This is a genomic window from Fodinicola feengrottensis (assembly GCF_010993775.1).
In the GTDB taxonomy this organism is placed as follows: domain Bacteria; phylum Actinomycetota; class Actinomycetes; order Mycobacteriales; family HKI-0501; genus Fodinicola; species Fodinicola feengrottensis.
Genome location: NZ_WOTO01000021.1, coordinates 14,441 through 33,906, shown reverse-complemented (window position 1 = coordinate 33,906; position 19,466 = coordinate 14,441). Strand labels below are relative to the sequence as shown.

The 19,466-nt window shown below is 65.7% G+C and carries 26 protein-coding genes and 4 pseudogenes; 16 read left to right on the top strand and 14 right to left on the bottom strand.

All coding sequences use genetic code 11. The features are described from left to right. Positions 1-39: 39 nt before the first annotated feature. Complete coding sequence (locus GNX96_RS20170) at positions 40-378, bottom strand: Lrp/AsnC family transcriptional regulator (RefSeq protein WP_279580915.1); 339 nt, start codon at positions 376-378, stop codon at positions 40-42. Further along, on the bottom strand, positions 360-497 hold the full coding sequence (locus tag GNX96_RS64190; protein WP_390624076.1) for an AsnC family transcriptional regulator: 138 nt from the start codon (positions 495-497) through the stop codon (positions 360-362). Before GNX96_RS64190 ends, GNX96_RS20170 begins: the two co-directional genes overlap by 19 nt. A gap of 112 nt (positions 498-609) precedes the next feature. On the opposite strand from GNX96_RS64190, the pseudogene GNX96_RS64185 reads away from it, so the two are divergent. Beyond that, positions 610-987 (top strand): annotated as a pseudogene (locus GNX96_RS64185) (Glu/Leu/Phe/Val dehydrogenase dimerization domain-containing protein); the annotation flags it as partial. A 133-nt stretch (positions 988-1,120) separates the two neighbouring features. Further along, positions 1,121-1,654 (top strand): Rossmann-fold NAD(P)-binding domain-containing protein, encoded by a 534-nt coding sequence (locus tag GNX96_RS64180; protein ID WP_390624080.1) that lies wholly within the window; start codon positions 1,121-1,123, stop codon positions 1,652-1,654. On the opposite strand, the gene GNX96_RS20160 is transcribed toward GNX96_RS64180, so the two are convergent. Then, on the bottom strand, positions 1,596-1,850 hold the full coding sequence (locus GNX96_RS20160) for a hypothetical protein (protein WP_279580913.1): 255 nt from the start codon (positions 1,848-1,850) through the stop codon (positions 1,596-1,598). The two genes, GNX96_RS64180 and GNX96_RS20160, sit on opposite strands and share 59 nt — an antisense overlap. 312 nt (positions 1,851-2,162) lie before the next feature. On the opposite strand from GNX96_RS20160, the gene GNX96_RS53455 reads away from it, so the two are divergent. Further along, a complete protein-coding gene (locus GNX96_RS53455; RefSeq protein ID WP_279580912.1) occupies positions 2,163-2,357 on the top strand; it encodes a hypothetical protein in 195 nt (64 codons plus the stop codon). A gap of 152 nt (positions 2,358-2,509) precedes the next feature. Here the strand turns inward: GNX96_RS53455 and GNX96_RS53450 are convergent, their stop codons facing one another. Both GNX96_RS53450 and GNX96_RS53445 read right to left on the bottom strand, forming a co-directional pair. Then, positions 2,510-2,824 (bottom strand): phytanoyl-CoA dioxygenase family protein, encoded by a 315-nt coding sequence (locus GNX96_RS53450; protein ID WP_279580911.1) that lies wholly within the window; start codon positions 2,822-2,824, stop codon positions 2,510-2,512. Positions 2,825-2,889: 65 nt separating this feature from the next. Continuing rightward, on the bottom strand, positions 2,890-3,348 hold the full coding sequence (locus tag GNX96_RS53445; RefSeq protein ID WP_279580910.1) for a phytanoyl-CoA dioxygenase family protein: 459 nt from the start codon (positions 3,346-3,348) through the stop codon (positions 2,890-2,892). Between the two features lie 110 nt (positions 3,349-3,458). Between GNX96_RS53445 and GNX96_RS20150 the strand changes: the two genes are divergently transcribed. Beyond that, entirely contained in the window at positions 3,459-4,082 is a 624-nt protein-coding gene (locus tag GNX96_RS20150; protein ID WP_279580909.1) for a hypothetical protein, read from the top strand. Beyond that, positions 3,989-4,912 (top strand): VOC family protein, encoded by a 924-nt coding sequence (locus GNX96_RS20145; protein WP_279580908.1) that lies wholly within the window; start codon positions 3,989-3,991, stop codon positions 4,910-4,912. The genes GNX96_RS20150 and GNX96_RS20145 overlap by 94 nt, the downstream gene beginning before the upstream one ends. Positions 4,913-5,079: 167 nt before the next feature. Here the strand turns inward: GNX96_RS20145 and GNX96_RS20140 are convergent, their stop codons facing one another. After that, the gene (locus tag GNX96_RS20140) at positions 5,080-5,424 is read right to left on the bottom strand and encodes a hypothetical protein (protein WP_163569278.1); all 345 of its coding nucleotides are present in this window, start codon (positions 5,422-5,424) and stop codon (positions 5,080-5,082) included. Between the two features lie 59 nt (positions 5,425-5,483). Here GNX96_RS20140 and GNX96_RS53440 point away from each other — a divergent pair, with 59 nt between their 5' ends. Then, on the top strand, positions 5,484-6,062 hold the full coding sequence (locus GNX96_RS53440; RefSeq protein ID WP_279580907.1) for an alpha/beta fold hydrolase: 579 nt from the start codon (positions 5,484-5,486) through the stop codon (positions 6,060-6,062). Continuing rightward, entirely contained in the window at positions 6,052-6,375 is a 324-nt protein-coding gene (locus tag GNX96_RS53435; RefSeq protein ID WP_279580906.1) for a hypothetical protein, read from the top strand. The genes GNX96_RS53440 and GNX96_RS53435 overlap by 11 nt, the downstream gene beginning before the upstream one ends. Before the next feature lie 61 nt (positions 6,376-6,436). On the opposite strand, the gene GNX96_RS64175 is transcribed toward GNX96_RS53435, so the two are convergent. After that, positions 6,437-6,679, bottom strand: coding sequence for a cupin domain-containing protein (locus GNX96_RS64175; RefSeq protein WP_390624075.1), 243 nt, complete (start codon positions 6,677-6,679; stop codon positions 6,437-6,439). After that, a complete protein-coding gene (locus tag GNX96_RS53430; RefSeq protein ID WP_279580905.1) occupies positions 6,664-6,999 on the bottom strand; it encodes a helix-turn-helix domain-containing protein in 336 nt (111 codons plus the stop codon). Before GNX96_RS53430 ends, GNX96_RS64175 begins: the two co-directional genes overlap by 16 nt. A 113-nt stretch (positions 7,000-7,112) precedes the next feature. Between GNX96_RS53430 and GNX96_RS20125 the strand changes: the two genes are divergently transcribed. The 7 genes and pseudogenes from GNX96_RS20125 to GNX96_RS20095 all read left to right on the top strand — a co-directional run bounded on the left by GNX96_RS20125 (position 7,113) and on the right by GNX96_RS20095 (position 13,892). Then, positions 7,113-7,361, top strand: coding sequence for a DUF3311 domain-containing protein (locus tag GNX96_RS20125; RefSeq protein WP_163569277.1), 249 nt, complete (start codon positions 7,113-7,115; stop codon positions 7,359-7,361). A 79-nt stretch (positions 7,362-7,440) separates the two neighbouring features. Next, positions 7,441-9,147, top strand: a complete 1,707-nt coding sequence (locus tag GNX96_RS20120) for a sodium:solute symporter family transporter (protein WP_279580904.1) — start codon at positions 7,441-7,443, stop codon at positions 9,145-9,147. Then, positions 9,117-9,758: pseudogene (locus GNX96_RS64170) on the top strand (LLM class flavin-dependent oxidoreductase); the annotation flags it as partial. The gene GNX96_RS20120 and the pseudogene GNX96_RS64170, both read left to right, overlap by 31 nt. A gap of 100 nt (positions 9,759-9,858) precedes the next feature. Beyond that, positions 9,859-10,107 (top strand): hypothetical protein, encoded by a 249-nt coding sequence (locus tag GNX96_RS53415; RefSeq protein ID WP_279580901.1) that lies wholly within the window; start codon positions 9,859-9,861, stop codon positions 10,105-10,107. Between the two features lie 24 nt (positions 10,108-10,131). Continuing rightward, positions 10,132-10,986: a tryptophan 2,3-dioxygenase gene (locus tag GNX96_RS20105; protein WP_279580900.1), complete on the top strand. Its 855-nt coding sequence runs from the start codon at positions 10,132-10,134 to the stop codon at positions 10,984-10,986. A 251-nt stretch (positions 10,987-11,237) separates the two neighbouring features. Then, positions 11,238-12,393, top strand: a pseudogene (locus tag GNX96_RS20100) (magnesium and cobalt transport protein CorA). A 35-nt stretch (positions 12,394-12,428) separates the two neighbouring features. Continuing rightward, positions 12,429-13,892 carry a mannitol dehydrogenase family protein gene (locus GNX96_RS20095; protein ID WP_279580899.1) on the top strand — a complete coding sequence of 488 codons (1,464 nt, stop codon included), beginning with the start codon at positions 12,429-12,431 and terminating at the stop codon, positions 13,890-13,892. Between the two features lie 10 nt (positions 13,893-13,902). Here GNX96_RS20095 and GNX96_RS20090 read toward each other — a convergent pair whose 3' ends face one another. The 6 genes from GNX96_RS20090 to GNX96_RS20070 form a co-directional block, all read right to left on the bottom strand. Beyond that, the gene (locus tag GNX96_RS20090) at positions 13,903-15,018 is read right to left on the bottom strand and encodes a 5-methyltetrahydropteroyltriglutamate--homocysteine S-methyltransferase (RefSeq protein WP_163569275.1); all 1,116 of its coding nucleotides are present in this window, start codon (positions 15,016-15,018) and stop codon (positions 13,903-13,905) included. A gap of 10 nt (positions 15,019-15,028) precedes the next feature. After that, positions 15,029-15,388, bottom strand: a complete 360-nt coding sequence (locus tag GNX96_RS53410) for an IclR family transcriptional regulator domain-containing protein (protein WP_279580898.1) — start codon at positions 15,386-15,388, stop codon at positions 15,029-15,031. Beyond that, positions 15,318-15,827, bottom strand: a complete 510-nt coding sequence (locus tag GNX96_RS53405) for an IclR family transcriptional regulator (protein WP_279580897.1) — start codon at positions 15,825-15,827, stop codon at positions 15,318-15,320. The genes GNX96_RS53410 and GNX96_RS53405 overlap by 71 nt, the downstream gene beginning before the upstream one ends. Before the next feature lie 332 nt (positions 15,828-16,159). Further along, entirely contained in the window at positions 16,160-16,516 is a 357-nt protein-coding gene (locus GNX96_RS20080) for an FAD-dependent oxidoreductase (RefSeq protein ID WP_163569274.1), read from the bottom strand. Between the two features lie 85 nt (positions 16,517-16,601). Then, positions 16,602-17,051 carry an FAD-dependent oxidoreductase gene (locus GNX96_RS20075; RefSeq protein ID WP_163569273.1) on the bottom strand — a complete coding sequence of 150 codons (450 nt, stop codon included), beginning with the start codon at positions 17,049-17,051 and terminating at the stop codon, positions 16,602-16,604. A gap of 270 nt (positions 17,052-17,321) precedes the next feature. After that, positions 17,322-17,864 (bottom strand): PadR family transcriptional regulator, encoded by a 543-nt coding sequence (locus GNX96_RS20070; protein WP_163569272.1) that lies wholly within the window; start codon positions 17,862-17,864, stop codon positions 17,322-17,324. 201 nt (positions 17,865-18,065) lie between these two features. Here GNX96_RS20070 and GNX96_RS20065 point away from each other — a divergent pair. Both GNX96_RS20065 and GNX96_RS64165 read left to right on the top strand, forming a co-directional pair. Next, positions 18,066-18,899 (top strand): annotated as a pseudogene (locus GNX96_RS20065) (MFS transporter); the annotation flags it as partial. A 79-nt stretch (positions 18,900-18,978) separates the two neighbouring features. Continuing rightward, positions 18,979-19,323, top strand: a complete 345-nt coding sequence (locus GNX96_RS64165) for a hypothetical protein (RefSeq protein WP_390624079.1) — start codon at positions 18,979-18,981, stop codon at positions 19,321-19,323. Positions 19,324-19,466 lie beyond the last annotated feature (143 nt).

Here is a 19,466-nt window from a genome sequence, read left to right as displayed (position 1 = left end):
GCCGGCGCCGGCGTCATCCGTATGTCTGACCCAGGACTCCTAATCCGCCAGTCGCTCAAGGGTCGTGTTCGTCATCTGCCGGTAGATGATCGAGCTGCGGAAACTGACGATTTCCCGGCGGTCGCTGAGCTTGTCGACCAGGAATCCGTGCAGATGGTCGATGTCCTGGACGGCCACGTGGATGAGGAAGTCGTCGTTGCCGGCGGTGCCGAAGACTGCCAGGACTTCGGGCAGGCGGACCACCCACTGATGGAAGGAGTCGATGACGAAACGGTTCAGCGGCCGTACTTGCGCGCTCACCATCGCCTGCACGCGCCGGTTGAGCGCGCCCAGGTCGATATCCGCGTGATAACCGCGAATCACCCCACGCTGGCGCAAGAGGCGAGTGCGCTCCAGGCATGTCGACGGCGCGAGCCGACCTTTTCGGCGATCTCCCGGTTGGACTGGCGGGCGTCCTCCTGTAGATGCCGGACAATCGCCGAATCAAGTTCATCCATGGCCGATCTGTCTCCCTGGATCCGAATGATGTTCGGCATTGAGGCTCAGCTCTTGGGAATCACCCTAACCTGACGGCCAGGTGTTGTTGGTCGTTCAGAGGCAGCGGAGAGGATGCACGTGCGATTCTGGGAACACGAGGAACTGGTCGTACGACAGGGCAGCCGGTCGGGGATCGCGCTGGTCGTCGCGGTGCACTCGCGGGTGTTGGGACCGGCCACCGGCGGCTGTCGGCTGCGCCGCTATCCCGACTGGCACGCGGCCGCCGACGACGCGCTGAGGTTGTCGCAGGCGATGACGTACAAATGCGCCGCCGCCGGACTTCCCTACGGTGGAGCCAAAAGTGTGATCGCGCTGCCCGAGCGGACACCGCTCACCGATGAGCTGCGGGAAGCGATCCTGGAAGACCTCGGCGACCTGATCGACAGCTTCGACGGAGCATATTTGGCTGGACCTGACGTGGGCACCGGGCCACTGGACATGGTGGTGATCAGACGGCGTACGCCGCACGTCTACTGCCTGCCCGAGAGCGAGGGCGGCACCGGGTCGTCGAGCGGCCCGACCGCGATCGGGGTGCTGGCCGCGCTGCGGGCCGGCGCGGCCGCGGCTGCTGGGCAGCGCGGAGGTGGCCGGCCGGCGGATCGTGGTCAGCGGGCTGGGCTCGGTGGGGGGCATTCTGGCCCGTACGCTCGCTGGCAGCGGCGCGGAGGTCATCGTGTCCGATGTGGACACCCGGAAGCGTCAGATGGCCGCCGAGCTCAATCTTTCCTGGGTAGAGCCAGAAAAGGCACTCTCGACACCGGCCGACATCGTGGTGCCGGCGGCCGTCGGGGGCGTGCTCAGTCCGGACACCGTGGCCCGGCTGGACTGCGCGTTGGTGGTGGGGGGCCGCCAACAACCAGCTCACCGACGACGCGGTGGCGGACCTGCTCGCCGATCGCGGCATTGTCTGGCTGCCGGATTTCGTGGTCAGCGCGGGCGGCGTGATCTACACGCTGTCCTGCGAAATGGACGGCCTGGACCATGCCGGTGCCGTGACCAGGGTGGAGGGGGGATCGGCGAGACGGTCGCGCGGCTGCTGGCCAGCTCGCACGTCAACGTCAACCGCACGACGCCGTTGCGAGAGGCGGTCGCGCTCGCCGAACGCCGGCTTGGCTGATCCAGTAGAGCAGCTCTACGTCGAGGGTTAGCTGCCGGTGGTGGTGTCGGTGACGCTGGTCTGCAGCTCGCCGGAAACTGTCCAGGGAGGCGCTGATGGTCTCCTTCTGGTTGCCGGAGACGAACGTGACGATCACCGAGGTGTCCGAGACCTGGCTCGACGAGGCCGTGTAGCCGTCCGCCGGGGAGGTGCCCACCACGTCGACGCGGCCGTTGCCGTACTTGAAGGTCGCGCTGCCGTGGTTGCCGGTGACGGTCTTGGTCTTCGACTGCGGCGGGGGGGTGGCGGAGCAGACGTGTGTGGGGCGCTGGGTTGGGTCGGGGGCGGCTTCACGCCTCCGCCGCCACCGCCGCCCGTACCGCTGCCTCCACCGGGGTTGCCGACCCCTGACCCCCCATGGCCCTGCTGCTGGCCTCCACCGGGGTTGCCGCCGGCCGGGTGCGAACCACTCGCGCCGGGGGACGGGCTGTCCTGAGCGTCGGTCTGGCTGTCGCTGCCGGCCGCTCCGGTGCTGGTGGGCGTCGGACCAGCCGACTGGGTCGCCGAAGCGGGCGTGGTCGCCGCCGCGTCGGCGTGGGACGTGCCGAGAATATGGGGGATGCCGTACCAAATGGCGACGTTGATCAGGACGCCGACCACCGCGACACCAGTTATTGCTAGCCGTCGAGTGCCGTTCACGCCCGGGACCCTACTTGATCGGTGAAACAAGTGATAAGCCGCCCACCGTTAACAATTAAGGGTAATTACGCAATGAATGACGACAGGTAATGATTTCGTCCGTACGGTGGGACATCATCCGGCGAGATTTCGGTCTTTGCCGTGAATTGCCGGAATTTGCCCGGTGATGACATTCGGCTATTCGTGCTTGCGTACGACCGTCTGCTGACCGGTCATGGCGATCGTCGGTTCGCCGTCCTCGTCCACCCACACTCCACACTCTCCGCCACCTTCGCTCACAGCGAGTTTCAGTGTGCTGCCGTCCATCCGCAGCACCGGGTGGTAGTAGACGGCCACCTTCTCGGCCTCCGCCTGGATGTAGTGCCCGATCAGCGCCCGCCGGAACCGGTCCGTGCTGGTGTTCGGAAAGCTGCCATGCGCGAGGGAACCGTTGAAAAAACACACATCCCCGGCCTCCATCGGCACTGGTACGGGCGCCTGCCGTGCCGGCAACGGCACACGTCACGTCCGTGAAGCTCACCTTGGTGTCGGCCTTTTCGGTGCACAGCACCGGCCACTCATGACTGCCCGCCCGGTACGACCATCATGCAGCCGTTTTCGGTGTCGGTACGGTCCAAAGCCAGCCAGGCCGCCATGCAGGTGCCGGGCTCGACCTTCAAGTAGAAGTTGTCCTGATGCAGCGCCTGGCCACGGGATCCGGGCGGCTTGAAGTAGAGCATCGACTGCACAGCGTAAGGCTCGGCGCCGAGCAGGTCGACCAGCCAGTCCCGAATCCGTTCGTCCAGCAGCCAGCGCAGCGAGGTCTGGTCCCAGCGGTGCATCTGCCCCAGCCGCGGATATCTGCGCAAGGGGTCGCGGGTGTCTGACCCGACGCCGGCCTCTTCGTGCTTGCGCGGGCTTTGGTGTCTCACAGTCATGTAGTGCTCACGGAGTCGCTCGGTCTCGGCGGCGTCGAACAGCCCGCGGGCGACCACGTATCCGTCGCGGCGGAAAAGACTGGCGGACGAAACGCTCATCGGAGGTCCTTCGCTCGTACGATCAGAACCTCCCCATCCTCAGATATCCCGGTCGTACGAGCCAGGAACGATGAACGCAAGGAGTCGGACTTTTGACTCATCCAGAGCCGATGCTGGCTCGGTTGCCGCTGCCCGTACGGCTGGAGTCGCCGCCTACTTACTGGCGTTGTGAGCCGGCATGGTCCTGGCTTTCCCGGCCACTGCCCGATTTTCTGCTGTGGTGCGTGCTCGACGGGGTCGGCGAGCTGACGCTGGACGGTCGACGCTGTGCGCTGCGACCAGGTGTCTGTGCGGTGTTCGCGCCGGGTGACGCGCCGGTCGCCGAGCACGATCCGCAGCGTCGGCTACTCGTTTACGGCATGCATTTTTCCGTCCACACCACCGAACCAGCGGAGGCCATCGTGCCGCCTGGGCGGTGGCAGTCGGTCAGTGACCTCGACCTGCTGGCGGCGGTGGCGCGCCGGTGTGACAGCAGCTACCGGCGCGGCGACGCGCGCTGGGTCGGAGGCAGGCGCAGCTCGGTCTTGAGCACCTGCTCTGCCTGTTGTGGGGAGGACAATCTGCATCCGTCGTACGGGCGGACCACCGGCTGGCGGAAATCGCCGAAGCCATCCGGCTGGATCCAGGCCGGCCGTGGACGGTGGCCGAACTGGCCGCCCGGGCGGCCCTGTCCCGAGCCCAGTTCACTCGGCGTTTCATCGCGTACACGGGAGAACCGCCGATCCGCTACCTGACCCGCGCCCGCCTCGACCGGGCCCGGCACCTGCTCACCGAAACCGACCTCACCGTCGCCCAGGTCTCCGCCGCGCTGGGCTACCAGGACCAGAGCTACTTCGCTCGGCAGTACAAACGCCACACCAACCACCCCCGCCGAGCCACGAAAGGGCGACTGTCGGACGCTGACGGCAAGATGAGGGTCATGACGCAAAATGGCGAGTTGACGAGGAAGCAGCTGTCCGACGCGGTGACCGGGCTCGGCTGGCGGTTGGTGCTGAACTGCCTGGAGACGTTCGTACGAGCGGAGTCCCTCACCGAAGCGGTGGGAACAGCGGCGAAGGTCGTGGCCGCGGTCGACGGTGACGAGCGGGTTCAGTTGGCCGTCGACGATTCCGGGGTGACGGTCGTCGTGCGGCCACCTGCGGGCCAGGGCGGCACCGAAGCCGAGGTCGAGCTGGCCCGGCGGATCGCCGCGGCGGTGCCGGTCGGCGGGGCCGGGCCGCGGTCCGTGCAGTTGCTCGAAGTGGCCATCGACGCCCTGGACATCCCAGCGATCATGCCGTTCTGGGCAGCGGTGATGGGGTATGAGGCTGATGGCAAGGAGGTGTTCGACCCGCTCGGGCAGGGCCCAACGATCTGGTTCCAGCGGATGACCGAGCCGCGCCAGCAGCGCAACCGCATCCACTTCGACATCTCGGTCCCGCACGACGAAGCGGATGACCGGATCGCGGCAGCGCTGGCCGCCGGCGGGGTGCTGGTCTCCGACGACAGAGCCCCAGCTTTCTGGATTCTGGCCGACGCCGAGGGAAATGAGGTATGCGTCTGCACCTGGCAGGCGCGCGACTAGGCAGTGTCTGGTTATTCCGCCGGGCGATAGCCGAGCCCAGAAGCCGCCTGCAGGCACCGTGGGAAAGCCCCCATAGCGCTGCTATGAAGGCTTCCCCACGGCACCAGCAGCCAACTTCTGGATCTCGACTCTCATCCCCCCGGAATAACCAGACACTGCCTAGGCGCCTAGGACTGAGCGATGTGTACGACGACGTTCTTGGCGGTGATTTCCTGGACCGAGACTCGCAGCCCGCCCACCTCGATCGGGGGCGCGCCGGCGGTCAGGTTGACCCGGTGGCCGGCCACCTCGATGGTGACCTGCTGGCCCCGCACGTCGACGAGTTTCGCCTTCACACCAAGGATGTTGGCCTCGGCGTTGACGCCCTGATCAAAGGTGACAGTGCAACCGCTGGTGGTGCAGCTGGTGCCGACGCCGTTTCCGGCGGAGCCGCAGCCGGCGCCAAACGCTAGGACTAGGCTGGCGAGCAGGACGACGACTGCCGATGACCGACTGTTGCGGACGGAGTGCATGTGCCAAGTCTAAAGGGCTCTTGGGACGGCCGCCCCACTGACCACAGTGGACAGTCGCGATGAGTGCGCCGTACAGACGGGTTGAGGTACCGGTCAACGGCGGCTTCCTCACGGTGGGAATTTGGGGGGTGGGTGAGCCGGCCACTCTGCTGGTGCATGGCATTACTGGCTCTCACCTGGCCTGGTCGCTGGTCGCCGAACGGGTTGCCGGCGATGGAAACGGGATGGGGACCGGCACGGTCATCGGCCTCGACCTGCGTGGCCGCGGCGGCAGTGGCGAGGTGTCCGGGCCGTACGGGATGGCCCAGCACGCGGACGACTGCGCGGCGGTGCTGGCGAGCCTCGGCGCCGCGAACGTGGTGGTGGCCGGGCACTCGATGGGCGGTTTTGTGGCTGTGGTGCTGGCGGATCGGCATCCGGACCGGGTTCGCCGGCTGGTCCTGGTCGACGGCGGCCCGCCGGCCCCGGTGCCGCCGGGGGACACCGCACAGGACCGACCGGATCGCGGCCGTGTTGGGTCCGGCTGTGCAGCGGCTGGAGATGCGTTTTCCCAGTCGGCAGGCCTATACCGAGTATTGGCAGGCCCATCCGGCACTGCGGGACTGGAATGCGGCCATCCAGTCCTATGTGGACTATGACCTCACCGGCCTGGAACCTTCCTTGCGCAGCAAGGTGAATGCCGACGCGGTAGCTGCCGATTCGCTCGACTTGCTGGAAGGCGGCTCGCCCGAAGACGCCTGGACGCGGCTGAGGCACGACGCGGTTTTCCTACGCGCCGAAAGAGGATTACTGGACCAGCCGGTGCCGCTCTATCCAGATCCGACGCCGATCGCCCAGCGGATGCCGGTGCGTACGCTCCCGGGCACCAACCATTACACGATCCTGCTGGCCGAGGCCGGCGCCGCCGCGGGTGGCCGCGGCCGTACGATCCGGCCCGCCCTGCTGATGTGACGCTTGGCCGCCGCCGAGCCACGTACTTTGGGTACGGGTGATAGGGGGGTCCGGATTTTCGCTATCCGTCGGACTTTGTTCCTATGGGTTGGGGGGGGCGTGACCGAGATGAGGAACTCGACATCGCTGTCGTCGGCGTTGCGATACCGGTGCGGCTGGTGCGCGCGTCGAAGGTGATGGATTCGCCTGATTCGACGGAATAGGCCACGTGTCTGATGTCGACAGTGAGTACGCCGGAGAGGACGACCGCGCATTCAACCGATGCGTGGCTCCACAACTCGTCACTGCTTACCTCGCCTGGCACCAGGATTCCCCGAGAACCTCCAGCTGCCCATTGCCGGGCGTCAACCGCTCGTACCGGACTTTTCCCCGCGGGCCCATCAAACTCGAGCGCTCACCTGGCCGGCTCACCCAGACGGCCGGCGCCTGGTCGTCCTCGAAGAGCGAGGCGACCGACTCGCCGAAAACGTCGGCCAAGCGCCGCAGGGTGGTGAGGCTGGGCTCGGTGACGCCCCGCTCCACCTGGCTCAGCAGGGTCGCCGAGACGACGCCGGCTTGCGCGGCCAGCTCCCGCAGGCTGAGGCCGCGGCGCGTACGCAGCTCACGCAGCTGAGATCCGATCATCGCCGCTCCCTGCAGTCAGACTTCACAACCCTTGACGGATTGGTTACATGGATAAATAGTGTGCAGTGAAAGTGCACACTCTACGCACCGGCCGGCCCCGATGGGGAGATCTCATGGCAGCAACCGCGAAGGCCACCCGGCACCCGTACCGGTGGCTGCTCGTCCTCCCGTTCATCTGGCAGCTCGCGCTCGCGCCAGCCGTCAACAACGTTCGGTACGCGCCGTTCAACATTCCGTTCCCGATGCTCTGGCAGCTGCTGGGGGTGGTCTTCGCGTCGGTGGTTATTGGTGTCGTTTTCTGGCTGGACCAGCGATCCGGTGTGGCGGCCGAAGAGGACGTACCACTGGACGACCCGCGATGACCATCACGATCTTCTTGCTGATCGTGCTGGGTACCGGCGTCGCCGCGATCGGATTTTCGCGGGCCAAAGGCGAACCAGCATGACCGAGTGGGCTGTCGGCGGCCGTCGTTTCGGTTCGGTGCTGTTCTGGTTCATGAATGCCGGCGAGGTTTACACGACCTTCGCCGTGCTGGGAATTTCCGGGTACGCCTGGGCGCTCGGCGCGCCGGCCTATCTGGCTTTCACGTCGGTGTCGCTCAGCTATGCCATCGGCTACTGGCTGATGCCGAAAATCTGGGCAGCCGGCCGCAAACACGGCCTGATCACCCAGTCGGACTTCTTCGCCGCCCGCTACCAGGCCAAGTGGCTTGGCGTGGTGGTGGGACTCGTGGGTATAGCCGCTTTGGTGGTGTACGTGCAGATTCAGCTCGTCAGCCTCGGTTTGATCGTTCGGCTGACCCTGGGCAGCACGCTCTCACCGACCGGCGCGGTGCTGGTCGCCGGCATCCTCATGATTCTCTTCGTTTTCGTCTCCGGGCTGCGTGCGGCGGCTTTGTCGGCCGCGGTCAAGGACATCCTGATGATCGTGGCGGTGGTCGTGCTCTCGGTGATGGTGGCCAGTCGGGTCGGCGCCACCTCGATCTGGGACGTGTTCCGGCTCGCCGAACAGCAACATCCGGGCATCGGGAAATTCCCCGGTCTGGATCCGTCCTCGACGACGACCACGATCTGGCTGATCACCTCGGGGCTGAACGTGGCGCTGGGAAACTGGGTGTTCCCGCATCTCTTCCAGGTCGCTTACGCGGCGCGTACGGGCACCTCGATCCGGCGGAACGCGATCTGGCAGCCGCTTTACTCGCTGGCCTACTTCTTTATTATCCTGCTCGGCTTCGGCGCCTTGGTGGCCCGTACGAAACCTGCCGGCGGTGACCTGAACGCGGCCCTTTTGCAGTTCGTCTCGGACAAATATCCGCCGTGGGTGCTCGGGTTGGTCGCTGGCACCGGCTTCCTGTTGGCCCTCGCGCCCGGCTCGGTTCTGCTGCTCACGTCCGGTTCTCTGTTCGCCCGCAACGTGATTGTGCCACTTTCGGCCCGGCCTGTCCGACCAGGCGACCCTATGGATCTCGCGGCTCTCGATGGTGGGGTTCGCGGCCGTGGCAGTGTGGTTGACCCTGGCCCAGAACTTGTCGCTCGTCACGATCCTGCTGTCCGCGTATTCGGCGATCGGCATGCTCGCGCCCGGTGTTTTCCTCGGCTTCCTGTGGAAACGTGTGACGGCGGTGGGTGTGCTGGCCGGAATCGTGGTGGGTTTCGTGGCCTTGTTGGCTCCTTTCGCGAAAGCCTTCTGGGCCGCCGCGCTGCCGGACTGGGAACCAGGTTTGATCGCGATGCTTGTCAACGCGGCGGTCACGGTCATCGTCAGCCTGCTCACGCCGGCACCGGACCGGGACGCGATCGCCGTTGGCGTGGAACAGAAGGTGGCGGCATGACCGAACCGGTGACCGAGCTTTACAACCTGCGAGTAACTGTTGACGAGGTCCAGGGACGGCCGGTCTGTGGGCTCGCGGTCGGCGACTTTTTCGAGCTGGTCAACAGCAACGAGCTGCGGATCCCGGAAGGCAAACATTTCTGTGTGTACGCCCTACAGTCCGTCCTTCCGTTGTTGCCGGCCAAACAGCGCCAGCTCCCCGATGGTGACTGGCTGGAGCGGGACAATCTAGTTGCCTGCCCAGACCCGGAAGAGCGGTTGATCATGCGAATAGAGCGGACTGGCCGATGCCGACTGTCCACAGAGGACCTGACGTGACCAAGATCGGATTGGCTTTCCAGAGCGACAAATCCCCGCAGACGTACGCTCAGCTCGCCCAGGCGGCCGAGTCGTACGACATCGACGTGCTCAGCGTGTTCAGCGATCTGATGTTCCAGCCGCCGATTCTGGCCCTGCTGGAAATGGCTCGGGTGACCGATCGGGTCCGGCTGGGGGCCGCTTGCTGGAACCCGTATTCCCTGCATCCGTACGAGATCGCCGGCCAGCTGGCCGCGCTTGACCTCGCGTCCAACGGCCGCGCCTATCTCGGGCTTGCCCGCGGCTCGTGGCTGGGAGATGTCGGCATTGAGCAGCCGCGTCCCATCAGCCACCTCCGCGAGGCCGTCGAGGTGATTTATCGGTTGATGGAAGGCAAAACCGACGGATATCACGGCGAGATCTTCCAGCTGGCTCCGGACGTACGACTGCGATACGCCGTGCGCAGGCCGCGGCCGCCGCTGCTGATCGGCACCTGGGGGGAGCGTACGGCCGCGTTCGCCGACGGGCTCGCGGACGAGGTGAAGATCGGCGGGACCACGAACCCGGCGGTGGTCGCTCGGATGCGCAAGCGCCTGAAGTCCAGCGCCTTGGTGGTCGGGGCGGTCACCGTCGTCGACACCGACGGCGCCGCCGCGCGGGCCAGGGCCAAGACAGAGGTGGCCACTTACCTGCCCGTGGTCGCCGAGCTGGACTCCACCGTGCAGGTGCCCGTTGACCTGCTCGTACGGATGCAGGCTCTGGTCACGGCGGGGGAGTCGGAGGCGGCTGGCGCGCGCGTACCCGGACGAGCTCCTGGACCTCTTCGCCTTCGCCGGCACCCCCGCGGAGGTGGCCGCGCGTGCGCGCGCGGTGATCGACGCGGGCGCGGCGAGGGTCGAGTTCGGTACGCCACACGGCCTCAGCGACGAGCGTGGCGTGCACCTGCTGGGCGCCGAGGTTGTCCCGCGCCTGCGACGATGAGGCACAAGAGCGAAGGGGGCCGGCATGGCAGTGGAGTCGAACCAGCGGCAGATCGAAGGTGGCGTGCACCGCGATCTGGCCGAGTCGATGACCTATGGCAGGTATCTGGACCTGGACACGCTGCTCGGGGCGCAGCATCCGGTCAGCGTGCCGGAACATCACGACGAGATGCTTTTCATTATCCAGCACCAAACCTCCGAACTGTGGATGAAACTGCTCATTCACGAGTTGCGGGCCGCGCTCACACATCTGGCCGCCGACGACCTGGCGCAGACGCTGAAGTTGTTGGCCCGGATCAAGCACATCCAGCGTCAGCTCTTCGAGCAATGGGCTGTGTTGGCCACCCTGACCCCGATCGAGTATGCCGAATTCCGTCGATTCCTGGGGCGTTCGTCGGGATTTCAGTCGGTGCAGTATCGGCTGGTGGAATTCCTGCTGGGTAACAAAAATGCCGACATGGTGGACGTTTTCGAGTACGACCCGCCAGCCCAGGAGTTGGTACGCGCCGCCCTGCACACCCCGAGCCTTTACGATGAGTTTCTGCGCTATTTGGGCCGGCACGGACACAATGTGCCACCAGACATTTTGGAACGGGACGTTTCGCAGGCGTACCAACCGCAACCCCGGCTGGTGCCGGTGCTCAAGCGGATCTACGAGAATCGGCAGGAGTTCTGGCCCGAGTACGAGACGTGTGAGGAACTCATCGACGTCGAAGAGAGTTTCCAGCTCTGGCGCTTTCGGCACATGAAGACCGTCGAACGAGTGATTGGCTTCAAACCGGGCACCGGCGGCTCCAGCGGAGTGGCGTTCCTGCGGGCCGCGCTGGACCTGACCTTCTTCCCGGAGATCCTGTCCGTCCGGACCGAAATCGGACGGTGACCGATATCGCGCGTACGGCTTCACTCGGTAGCAGTATGCTTGCCGGGGCCGCCGGGCCAGAACCGGCGTGACCAGTGCCTTTCGAGGATGAGGAGGTGGGGCTCGTCATGCCGAGTCAACCTCCTAGTTGTCGCTGAAACTGCCCGACACATCTCCTCGCACACCCGTGGGCTTTTCCCCTGCCCACGAAAGCTGCCGCTGATGCGGTCGGCATAGTCGCCGTCCCTCGTCACCGCGAAGAAGGCATTTCGATGATGACTAATCGCCTGCGCGTGTTGTTGCCCAAGAAAACCCAGCCGGTCGCGTACGCGGCCAACGGTGCGCATTCGCTCACGCCCGAGCATCAGCTGGAGCCAGCCGACGAGCGGCGCTGTCCGCCGGTCGAGAAGAGCGTGATCGACAGCGCTGTCTATCTCGACGGCCAGCGGACCAATTCGCCGCCGACCCTCGCGGACACGTATCAGGTGTTGTCCGACAAGCCGGGCAGCATGGCGTGGATCGGTCTCTACCGGCCGGCCGAGGCACAGGTGATGTCCGCCGCCGAGGAGTTCGGGCTGCACGAGTTGGCGGTGGAGGACGCGATCACCGCGCACCAGCGGCCGAAGCTGGAGCGTTACGGCGACACGCTTTTCGTGGTGCTGCGGGCGGCTCGCTACCAGGATGAGACCGAGAAGGTGGAGTTCGGCGAACTGCACGTCTTCATCGGCCCGGACTTCGTGCTGACCGTACGGCACAGCGAGGCGCCGAATCTCGCGGCCGTGAGACGGCGCATGGAACACGACCCTGACCTGCTGCGACTGGGTCCCGAAGCGGTTCTCTACGCGATCATGGACACCGTCGTCGACGGCTACGCGCCGGTCGTGGCCGGACTGCAGAACGACATCGACGAGATCGAGACCGAGGTTTTCAGCGGCGACCCCAAAGTGTCCCGGCGCATCTACGACCTGTCCGGTGAGGTTATCGAGTTCCAGCGGGCCACCCGGCCGCTCCTGCAGATGCTCGAGGGCCTGTCCGCGGGGTTTCGACAAATACGGCACGGACGAGGAGCTGCGCCGCTACCTGCGAGATGTCGCCGACCACGCGACGACTGTTGCGGAGCGGGTGGACGGTTTCCGGCAGATGCTCAGCGACATTCTGACGATCAACGCCACCCTGGTCAGCCAGGCACAGAACGAGGAGATGAAACATCTGGCCGAGATCAGCTTCGCGCAGAACGACCAGGTGAAGAAGATTTCTTCCTGGGCCGCGATCCTGTTCGCGCCGACCTTGATCGGCACGGTGTACGGGATGAATTTCGACGTGATGCCGGAATTGCACTGGGTCGCCGGATATCCGTTCGCGGTGATGTTGATGTTGGTCGTCTGTTGCACGCTTTACGTGGTGTTCAAACGCCGCGACTGGCTGTGAAGCGGTCTCGGAACATGTAGTACTAGGCTGGGGGTGTGAGGATCCCGGCCCTGCCAGGGCTGTCTCGGCGCGCTGTCGCCGGGTGGCGCGGCCTGTTGGCGCGTCCGGCGCAAACCGGGATCGTGCACCTTGGCCTGGGCAATTTTCACCGCGCCCACCAGGCTGTTTACACGTCAGCCGCGATGCATGAAGAGCCAGGGCCGTGGGGAATCCTGGCCGCGGCCAACTCGTCGCGTACGGTTGTGTCGGCGTTGGCCGCGCAGGACCTGCTCTACTCGGTGGCCGAGCTTTCGCCGCTGGGCGTGCGGGTATCGATCCCGTCCGTCCACACTGGACTGCTGATCGCCGCCGAGGACCCGGCCGCGCTGGTCGCCGCGATCGCCGCGCCGGCCACCCGGGTGATCACCCTGACGGTGACCGAGAGCGGCTACTCGTACTCACCGCAGACCCTCGGTCTCGCGGTGGACTCCGCGCAAGTGCGGCACGACCTGGAAAATCCGAGCACTCCGCGGACCCCGATTGGCCTGATCGCCCGCGGCCTGCACCGCCGGATGCTGGCCGGCGGGTCCGGCATCACGGTGGTGAGCTGCGACAATCTGGTGTCCAACGGCAGCCGTACGCGGCGGTTGGTGCGCGAGTTCGTGGAGGCGATGCGGGTGCCGGCGCTGCTGGACTGGGTGGACGCGCACGTACGGTTCCCGAGCACGATGGCGGACCGGATGGTGCCGGCCACCACCGAGGCCGTGCGGGCGTTGGTGAGTGAGAAGCTGCGGGTGGTGGACGCGATCCCGGTGCCAGCCGAACCATTCAGAATGTGGGTGCTGGAAGACAATTTCGCCGCCGGCCGGCCACGGTGGGAAGCCGGCGGCGCGATCTTCACCGACGACGTCGGGCCGTACGAGGTGATGAAACTGCGGCTGTTGAACGGAACACACAGCCTTATCGCATATTTGGGACTGCTGGCTGGTCAGGCGTTCATCGCCGAGGCGATCCGGGTGCCCTTCATCGAGGAGGCCGCCCGACGGGTGATGACCGAGGACTATCTGCCGACTTTCACCGCGCCACAAGGGATTGACCTGCCGTCCTATGTGGAGGAGTTGTTTGGCAGGTTCGGGAATGCCGCGCTCGGCCACCGTACCAGCGAGGTCGCCTCCGACGGTTCGTTGAAGCTGCCGCAGCGGATCGCCGAGTCCGTACGGGAAAACCGTCTCGCTGGCCGGATGCCGGATTTCCTGGCACTGACCGTCGCCGCGTTTTTGCGTTGTGTCGCACCACTGGACGGGCATCTGGTGGCAGGTGCTGAATTCATCACCGACCCGGCTCTGGATCGGCTGCGCGGATTGCCCGTTGCCAGCACCTCGGCGCAGGTGGCGGCGGCTTTCCTGGAGTTCTTCGGTGCCGAGCTGGCCGCGGACGCCGAGTTTTTGGCTCGTACGACTGAGTTCCTTGACATCTTGCAGGCGCAAGGGCCGGCCGCCGCAGTGGCGGCCACTCGCTAGTACTGTAGTACTAGCCCCAGACTTCGGCGGCGGTTTCCACGATCAGTGCGAGCTTGGCGACCTGCTCGTCGTAAGTGAGCGCATTTCCTTCCACCGTGGACGAGAAGCCGCATTGCCCAGAGATTGCCAACTGGTCGAGGTCCACGTACTTGGCCGCTTCGTCGATGCGCCGCTTGAGGTCATCCTTGCTTTCCAGCTCCGGACGTTTGGTCGTCACCAAACCCAGGACGACCATCTTTCCCTTAGGCACGAACCGAAGCGGCTCGAAGCCGCCCGACCGCGCGTCGTCGAACTCCAGGAAGAACCCATCGACGGCGAGCTCGCCGAACAACGGCTCGGCAACGAAGTCGTACCCACCCTCGGCCACCCACGACGATCGGAAGTTGCCCCGACACAGGTGAGTGGTGACGGTGAGGCCCTCGGGTTTGTCTTTGAGGGCTTCGTTGATTTGCCTGATGTTGCGCAGGTGTTGGTGTTCGCCGTCGGCACCCATCCGGGTGATCTGCGCACGCTGCGCTGGATCATTGAGATAGGCGAGGCTGGTGTCGTCGAGCTGCACATACGTGGCACCGAGGTCGGCGAGGCCACGGATTTCCGCCGCGTACGCGGCCGAAAGGTCATCCCAGAACTCGTCCAGATCCGGATAGACCCGCTCGTCGATGGACGCCCGGCCGCCGCGGTAGTGGACCATGCTGGGCGACGGAATGGTTTGTTTGGCGGTGGTAGTGACGATCGACCGCAGGAACCGGAAATCTTCTCCGAAGATGGTCTTTCGCAGCGAGATCGGCGCGTCCACGTGGATGCCGGAGGGGGTGAACTCGATCGTGCCTTCGCTGTTACGGAACTGGACCTGGATGTTCTCGGTGACCTTGGTGACCCCGCCAAGCTGGTAGATGAAGTCCATGTGCCACGACCCGCGGCGGAACTCGCCGTCGGTGGCTGACCGCAGGCCCACGTTTTCCTGCATCCGTACGACTTCGCGGATGCAGTCGTCCTCGACTGCCCGCAACTGTGCCGAGTCGAGCCGGCCGGCCGCGAAACTTTCCCGCGCTTCCAGGAGTTTTTGCGGGCGGAGCAGGCTTCCCACGTGGTCGGCGCGAAAGGGTGGCCGGGTGCGTACGGTCATGGGTGCTTCCTCAGGCGGTGTCGTCGATGGTGGTGGGCTCCGGCCGGGCCGGCGATCCGCGCAAGACTCGGGAAACCCCGCGGGCGGCGGCGCGTACGGCCGCGGCCAGCGACAGCGGATCGGTGCCGTTGGTGCGCACTACCAGCGAAATCGACGCGGCGACCTCGCCCTGCGGATCGCGGATCGGGGCCGCCACCGACAGCGCGTCGAGGGTGATCTGTCCGTCGCTGACCGCGACGCCGGTGCGGCGGACCTCGGTCAACACCCGGCGCAGCTGCTGCGCACTGGTGATCGTCTTGTCAGTGAACCGTACGAGCGGCTCGGCCAGCACCTGCTCCTGAACGTCGTGCGGTGCGTACGCGAGAAGCACCAGCCCCACGCCGGTGGCGTGCAGCGGCCCAGCGCGCGCCGACCTTGGTGCGTACGGTGACCGCGTCCCAGCCGGTGATGCGTTCGACGTACACGCCGTCCCGACCGTCTCGGACCGCGAGCTGCACATTTTCGTGCGTAGCCTCGTACAGATCCTCCATGAAGGGCAGTGCGGCTTCGCGTAGACCGAGGCTGCGCGGTGCCAATGCGCCCACTTCCCAGAGCCGCAGACCGATCCAGTAGCCACCGCGCTGATCACGCTCCAGTGCACCCCACGACACCAGTTCGCGGACGAGCCGATGGGTGGTCGTCAGAGGCATCCCGGTGTGCCGGCTGATGTCACTCAACCGCAGCGTCGGTCGTTCCGGGTTGAACACCTCCAGGATGCTCAGCACCCGCTCAGCCACACTTCGCGCCGGCGCCGAGGTGTCACGCTTCACCCGACTGCCCCCTCCGCCGGCATCACAGCTTCCGTTCACCTTGCTCGGTCCCAGCCAGTCCCGAAAGCCGCCTTCCACTCACTGGAAGTCGTAGCTCGAGCCTCCGGACACCCGACAAGAGTGACCGGAGAAACTACCGTGCGGGTTCGACGGGTTGGGGGTCGTATACGTCGGAGTCTTCCAGGGTGGCACGGCGGATGGCTGGTACGGCACCGCAGACGCGGAAGAACGTACGGGTGAGGCTGCGGCCGACGGGGTTGCGGCTGATGGCCTGCCGGGTGTTGCGAACGGCTTCGCCGACGGTTTCGAAGCCGTATTTTCGCAGCGCCGCTTCATAATTCTCGATGGCGGGAAGGAGCGCGGAGGTTCCGGCATCGACGCGGGTGAGGGGGCTGGCACAGCAGCCGGGCATCGCGGAGAGCGGTGTTTCCGCCGAGCCCGCCCACTGGCGGCATGTGGTGGATGGCGTCGCCGAGCACGGTCACGTTGCTGGTCCGCCACGCCGGGACGGGGGTGGCGGCGGTGAAACCGACGGCACGGAGCTGGTCGTGCGCTGATTCGGCGATGAGCCGGCGCAGGTGGGGATGCCAGGTGGCAATGCGGCCTTTGATGGTGGCCCGGATGGTTTCTCCGGTGGCGTCGCTGAAATCGGGCGGAAAAAAGTGTCGCGGTGGCCGATCATCGCCCACATCACGTAGTCGTTGTCGCGGGAGTCCTCGATCAATTCCTTCGCGTCCAGGCCGAGGGTGGCGAGTTGGTCGCCGATGCGCTCGGCTATCTCGGCGGGGTCTTCGCGGCGACGGAAGACGGCGGTGAAAAGGAAGTCCTGGCGAGGCCAGAAGACGTTTTTTTCCTGGTCGTCAGGCTGGAAGGCAGCCAACGCAGAGTTTGCTCAGTCAGCATCAGTTTGCCGGCGCAACCCACCGCCGGAATGTCGGTCACGGTGGCGGCGGGCAGGAGTTGGGCGCGTACGCGCGAACGGCTGCCGTCGGCGCCGATCAGGATATCGCCGGTGGCGGTGGTGCCGTCAGCGAAAATCGCGGTGACCGTGCCGTCCATATGGGACTCGTAGCGGACGAATTCCTTGTCGAAGTGGACAAGATCGCCCAGGCCGGCGAGCAGGATCTTACGTAACGTAATGCGGCTGACGGCGTGCTCGCCATGAGTGGGGTCGGTCGAGTCCGGGCCGGGGCCGTCCGCGCGAAGAGTCACCAGCTCGTGCATTTTCTCATCCATGAAAGCGATCCCGCGTCCGGCGTCGCCCGCGGTGGCGATGAGTACGTCCCAGAGTGGGCCGGATAGGCAGTCGCGCAGAGCTGTCGCGCCGGCACTGTTGACATTGATGCGGTAGCCCTGTTGGCGGGCGTCGGGGGTGAAGTCGCGCTCGTAGACGGCGACGCTGACGCCGGCCTTTTTTTTTCAGGCCCTGGGCAAGGCAAAGACCGCCGATGCCACCGCCGATGACCAGAACGTGCGGGGATTTCGTTGACATAATCAACTCTTTTCGGAAAGGGGGACGGCGGCCAGCAGCCGGTCGTGCCACTGGAGCTCGGCCTCCAGCCGCAGGAAGATGTGCTCGAACGCGAGCGGTTCCAGGCCGGTCAGATAGGGCTCGGCCTCGGTGAGCAGGTGGCGCATGAAGTCGAGATGCGTGGCGTACGCGTCCCGGCGGGCCAGGATGGCCGTACGGAACTCGGCTGGGTCCAACTCGTCGGCATGCTGCAGGACCAGGTGCATTGGGTCGGGCCGTAGCTGCGCGTCGGCGAGTACGGCGTGGATCTGCGAGGTGAGGTCGGCGCGGCCGTTGTCGGTGATCGCGTAAACCGTGCGGGCCGGCAGATTTCCGTCCTGTTCGGTGCGTACGACCTCGACGAGCCCCTCGTCCGCCATTCGCCGCAGGGCGCCGTAAAGCGAGCCCGGCTTGATGTCGGACCACAGCTCGACCCGATCCTGCTGAGCCGCGCCGCGGATCTTGTGCCCGTGCATCGGCCCGCCCTGGGCGAGCGCTCCGAGGATGAACAACCTGGTTCCCAGCATGTGACTACTCAAACACGAGTATCCATCGCTAGTCAAGTAGGACTACTCAAACACGAGCAAACCCGCGTACGGACATTGCCGCAATCCGCGCTGGTCACGGACATACTGGACGACTTTCGGTGAGGGGCTTCACGAGACGTACGCCCTCACGTACCGTTTAGCCGACCAACCACTCGGTCGGGTGACGTGAGGAGTGGGTCCATGGCCAACCCCAACACACAGACTGTTCCGCCGGATGTCGTCGAGAACGTGTCGAGACCGGTCGTCTGGACGATGGCGTTCGCGCAGTTCGGCCTGTTCGTCGCGTTGCTGGCGCCGGTCACCGTCAGCCTGGCGGTGAAAACCCAAACTCTGGTGAGCGGACCGGCGGCGGCCACGGTGAACGGGAACGTGCTGGCGGTGGCGGCCTTCGTGGCGATGATCGCGAACCCGGTGTTCGGCCGGCTGAGTGACCTGACGACCTCGCGGTGGGGCCGGCGGCGGCCCTGGATGGTGGGCGGTGGCCTGGTCTTCGTGATCGCGTTGGCGATGGTGGCGATCGCGCCCACCGTGCCGGCGCTGCTGGCCGGCTGGTGCCTGGCCCAGCTTGCCGGCAACGCGATTTTGGCGCCACTGCTGGCCACCATCGCCGATCAGGTGCCCGAGCACCGGCGCGGTGGAGTGTCCGCGAACGTGGGCGTGATGCAGAACATCGGCATCCTGGTGGCCGCGTACACGGCGAGCCTGTTCGTCCACAACATGGTCCTGCTTTTCGTGCTGCCGGCCGGGTTCGCGCTCGCGACCGTCGTCCTCTACGCGTTTGTGTTGCCGGACAAGGTGATCTCCGAGTGGCCGGTGATCAGTGGCTGGCTGGCGTTCGCGAAGACGTTCTGGGTCAATCCGATCCGGTATCCAGATTTCGGGTACGCCTGGATTTCCCGGTTTCTGTTGACGCTGGCGGCCTTTATGTTCATCTCGTACCGAGTTTTCTATCTGGAGAACCAGATTGGCCTCACCGCCGAGGATGCGGTGAAGGCGCTCGCCACCGGAGTGCTGATCTACACGATCGCGTTGGTGCTGGACGGCGAAATTCGGCGGCTGGCTGTCCGACCGTACTGGCCGGCGAAAGCCTTTCGTGATCGGCTCGACGCTGGTTTTCGCGGTCGGACTGGTCGTCCTCGCGCACATCCACTCGCTTGGCTGGTTCTACGTTGTGGAGGCCATCATGGGCCTCGGGTTCGGGATCTACGTCGCCGTCGACACCGCGCTGGTGATCGACGTGTTGCCGAGCAAGCACGATGCGGCCAAGGATCTAGTGTCCTGCGCCCGAGGTTCGCTACTTTCTCCGGCGCTCAGACGGCGACTGAGAGCACCGGAGAATCGCCCACATACACACCAGTATGAGGACGATCCTCCGGCGCACTCAGATCACCGTCTGGATCACCGAATAGAGCAACGAACCTCAGACGCAGGACACTAGGAGTGCTCAACATCGCCAACGCACTTTCCGCAGTCGCTCGCCGCGGCCCTGGGGGCGTCCTGCTGGGGATCGGCTCGGCGGCCACCGGCAACTACCTCGGCTGATGTGGGGCGCCGGCATCCGGTGTGCTCTGGGCGGCCTCG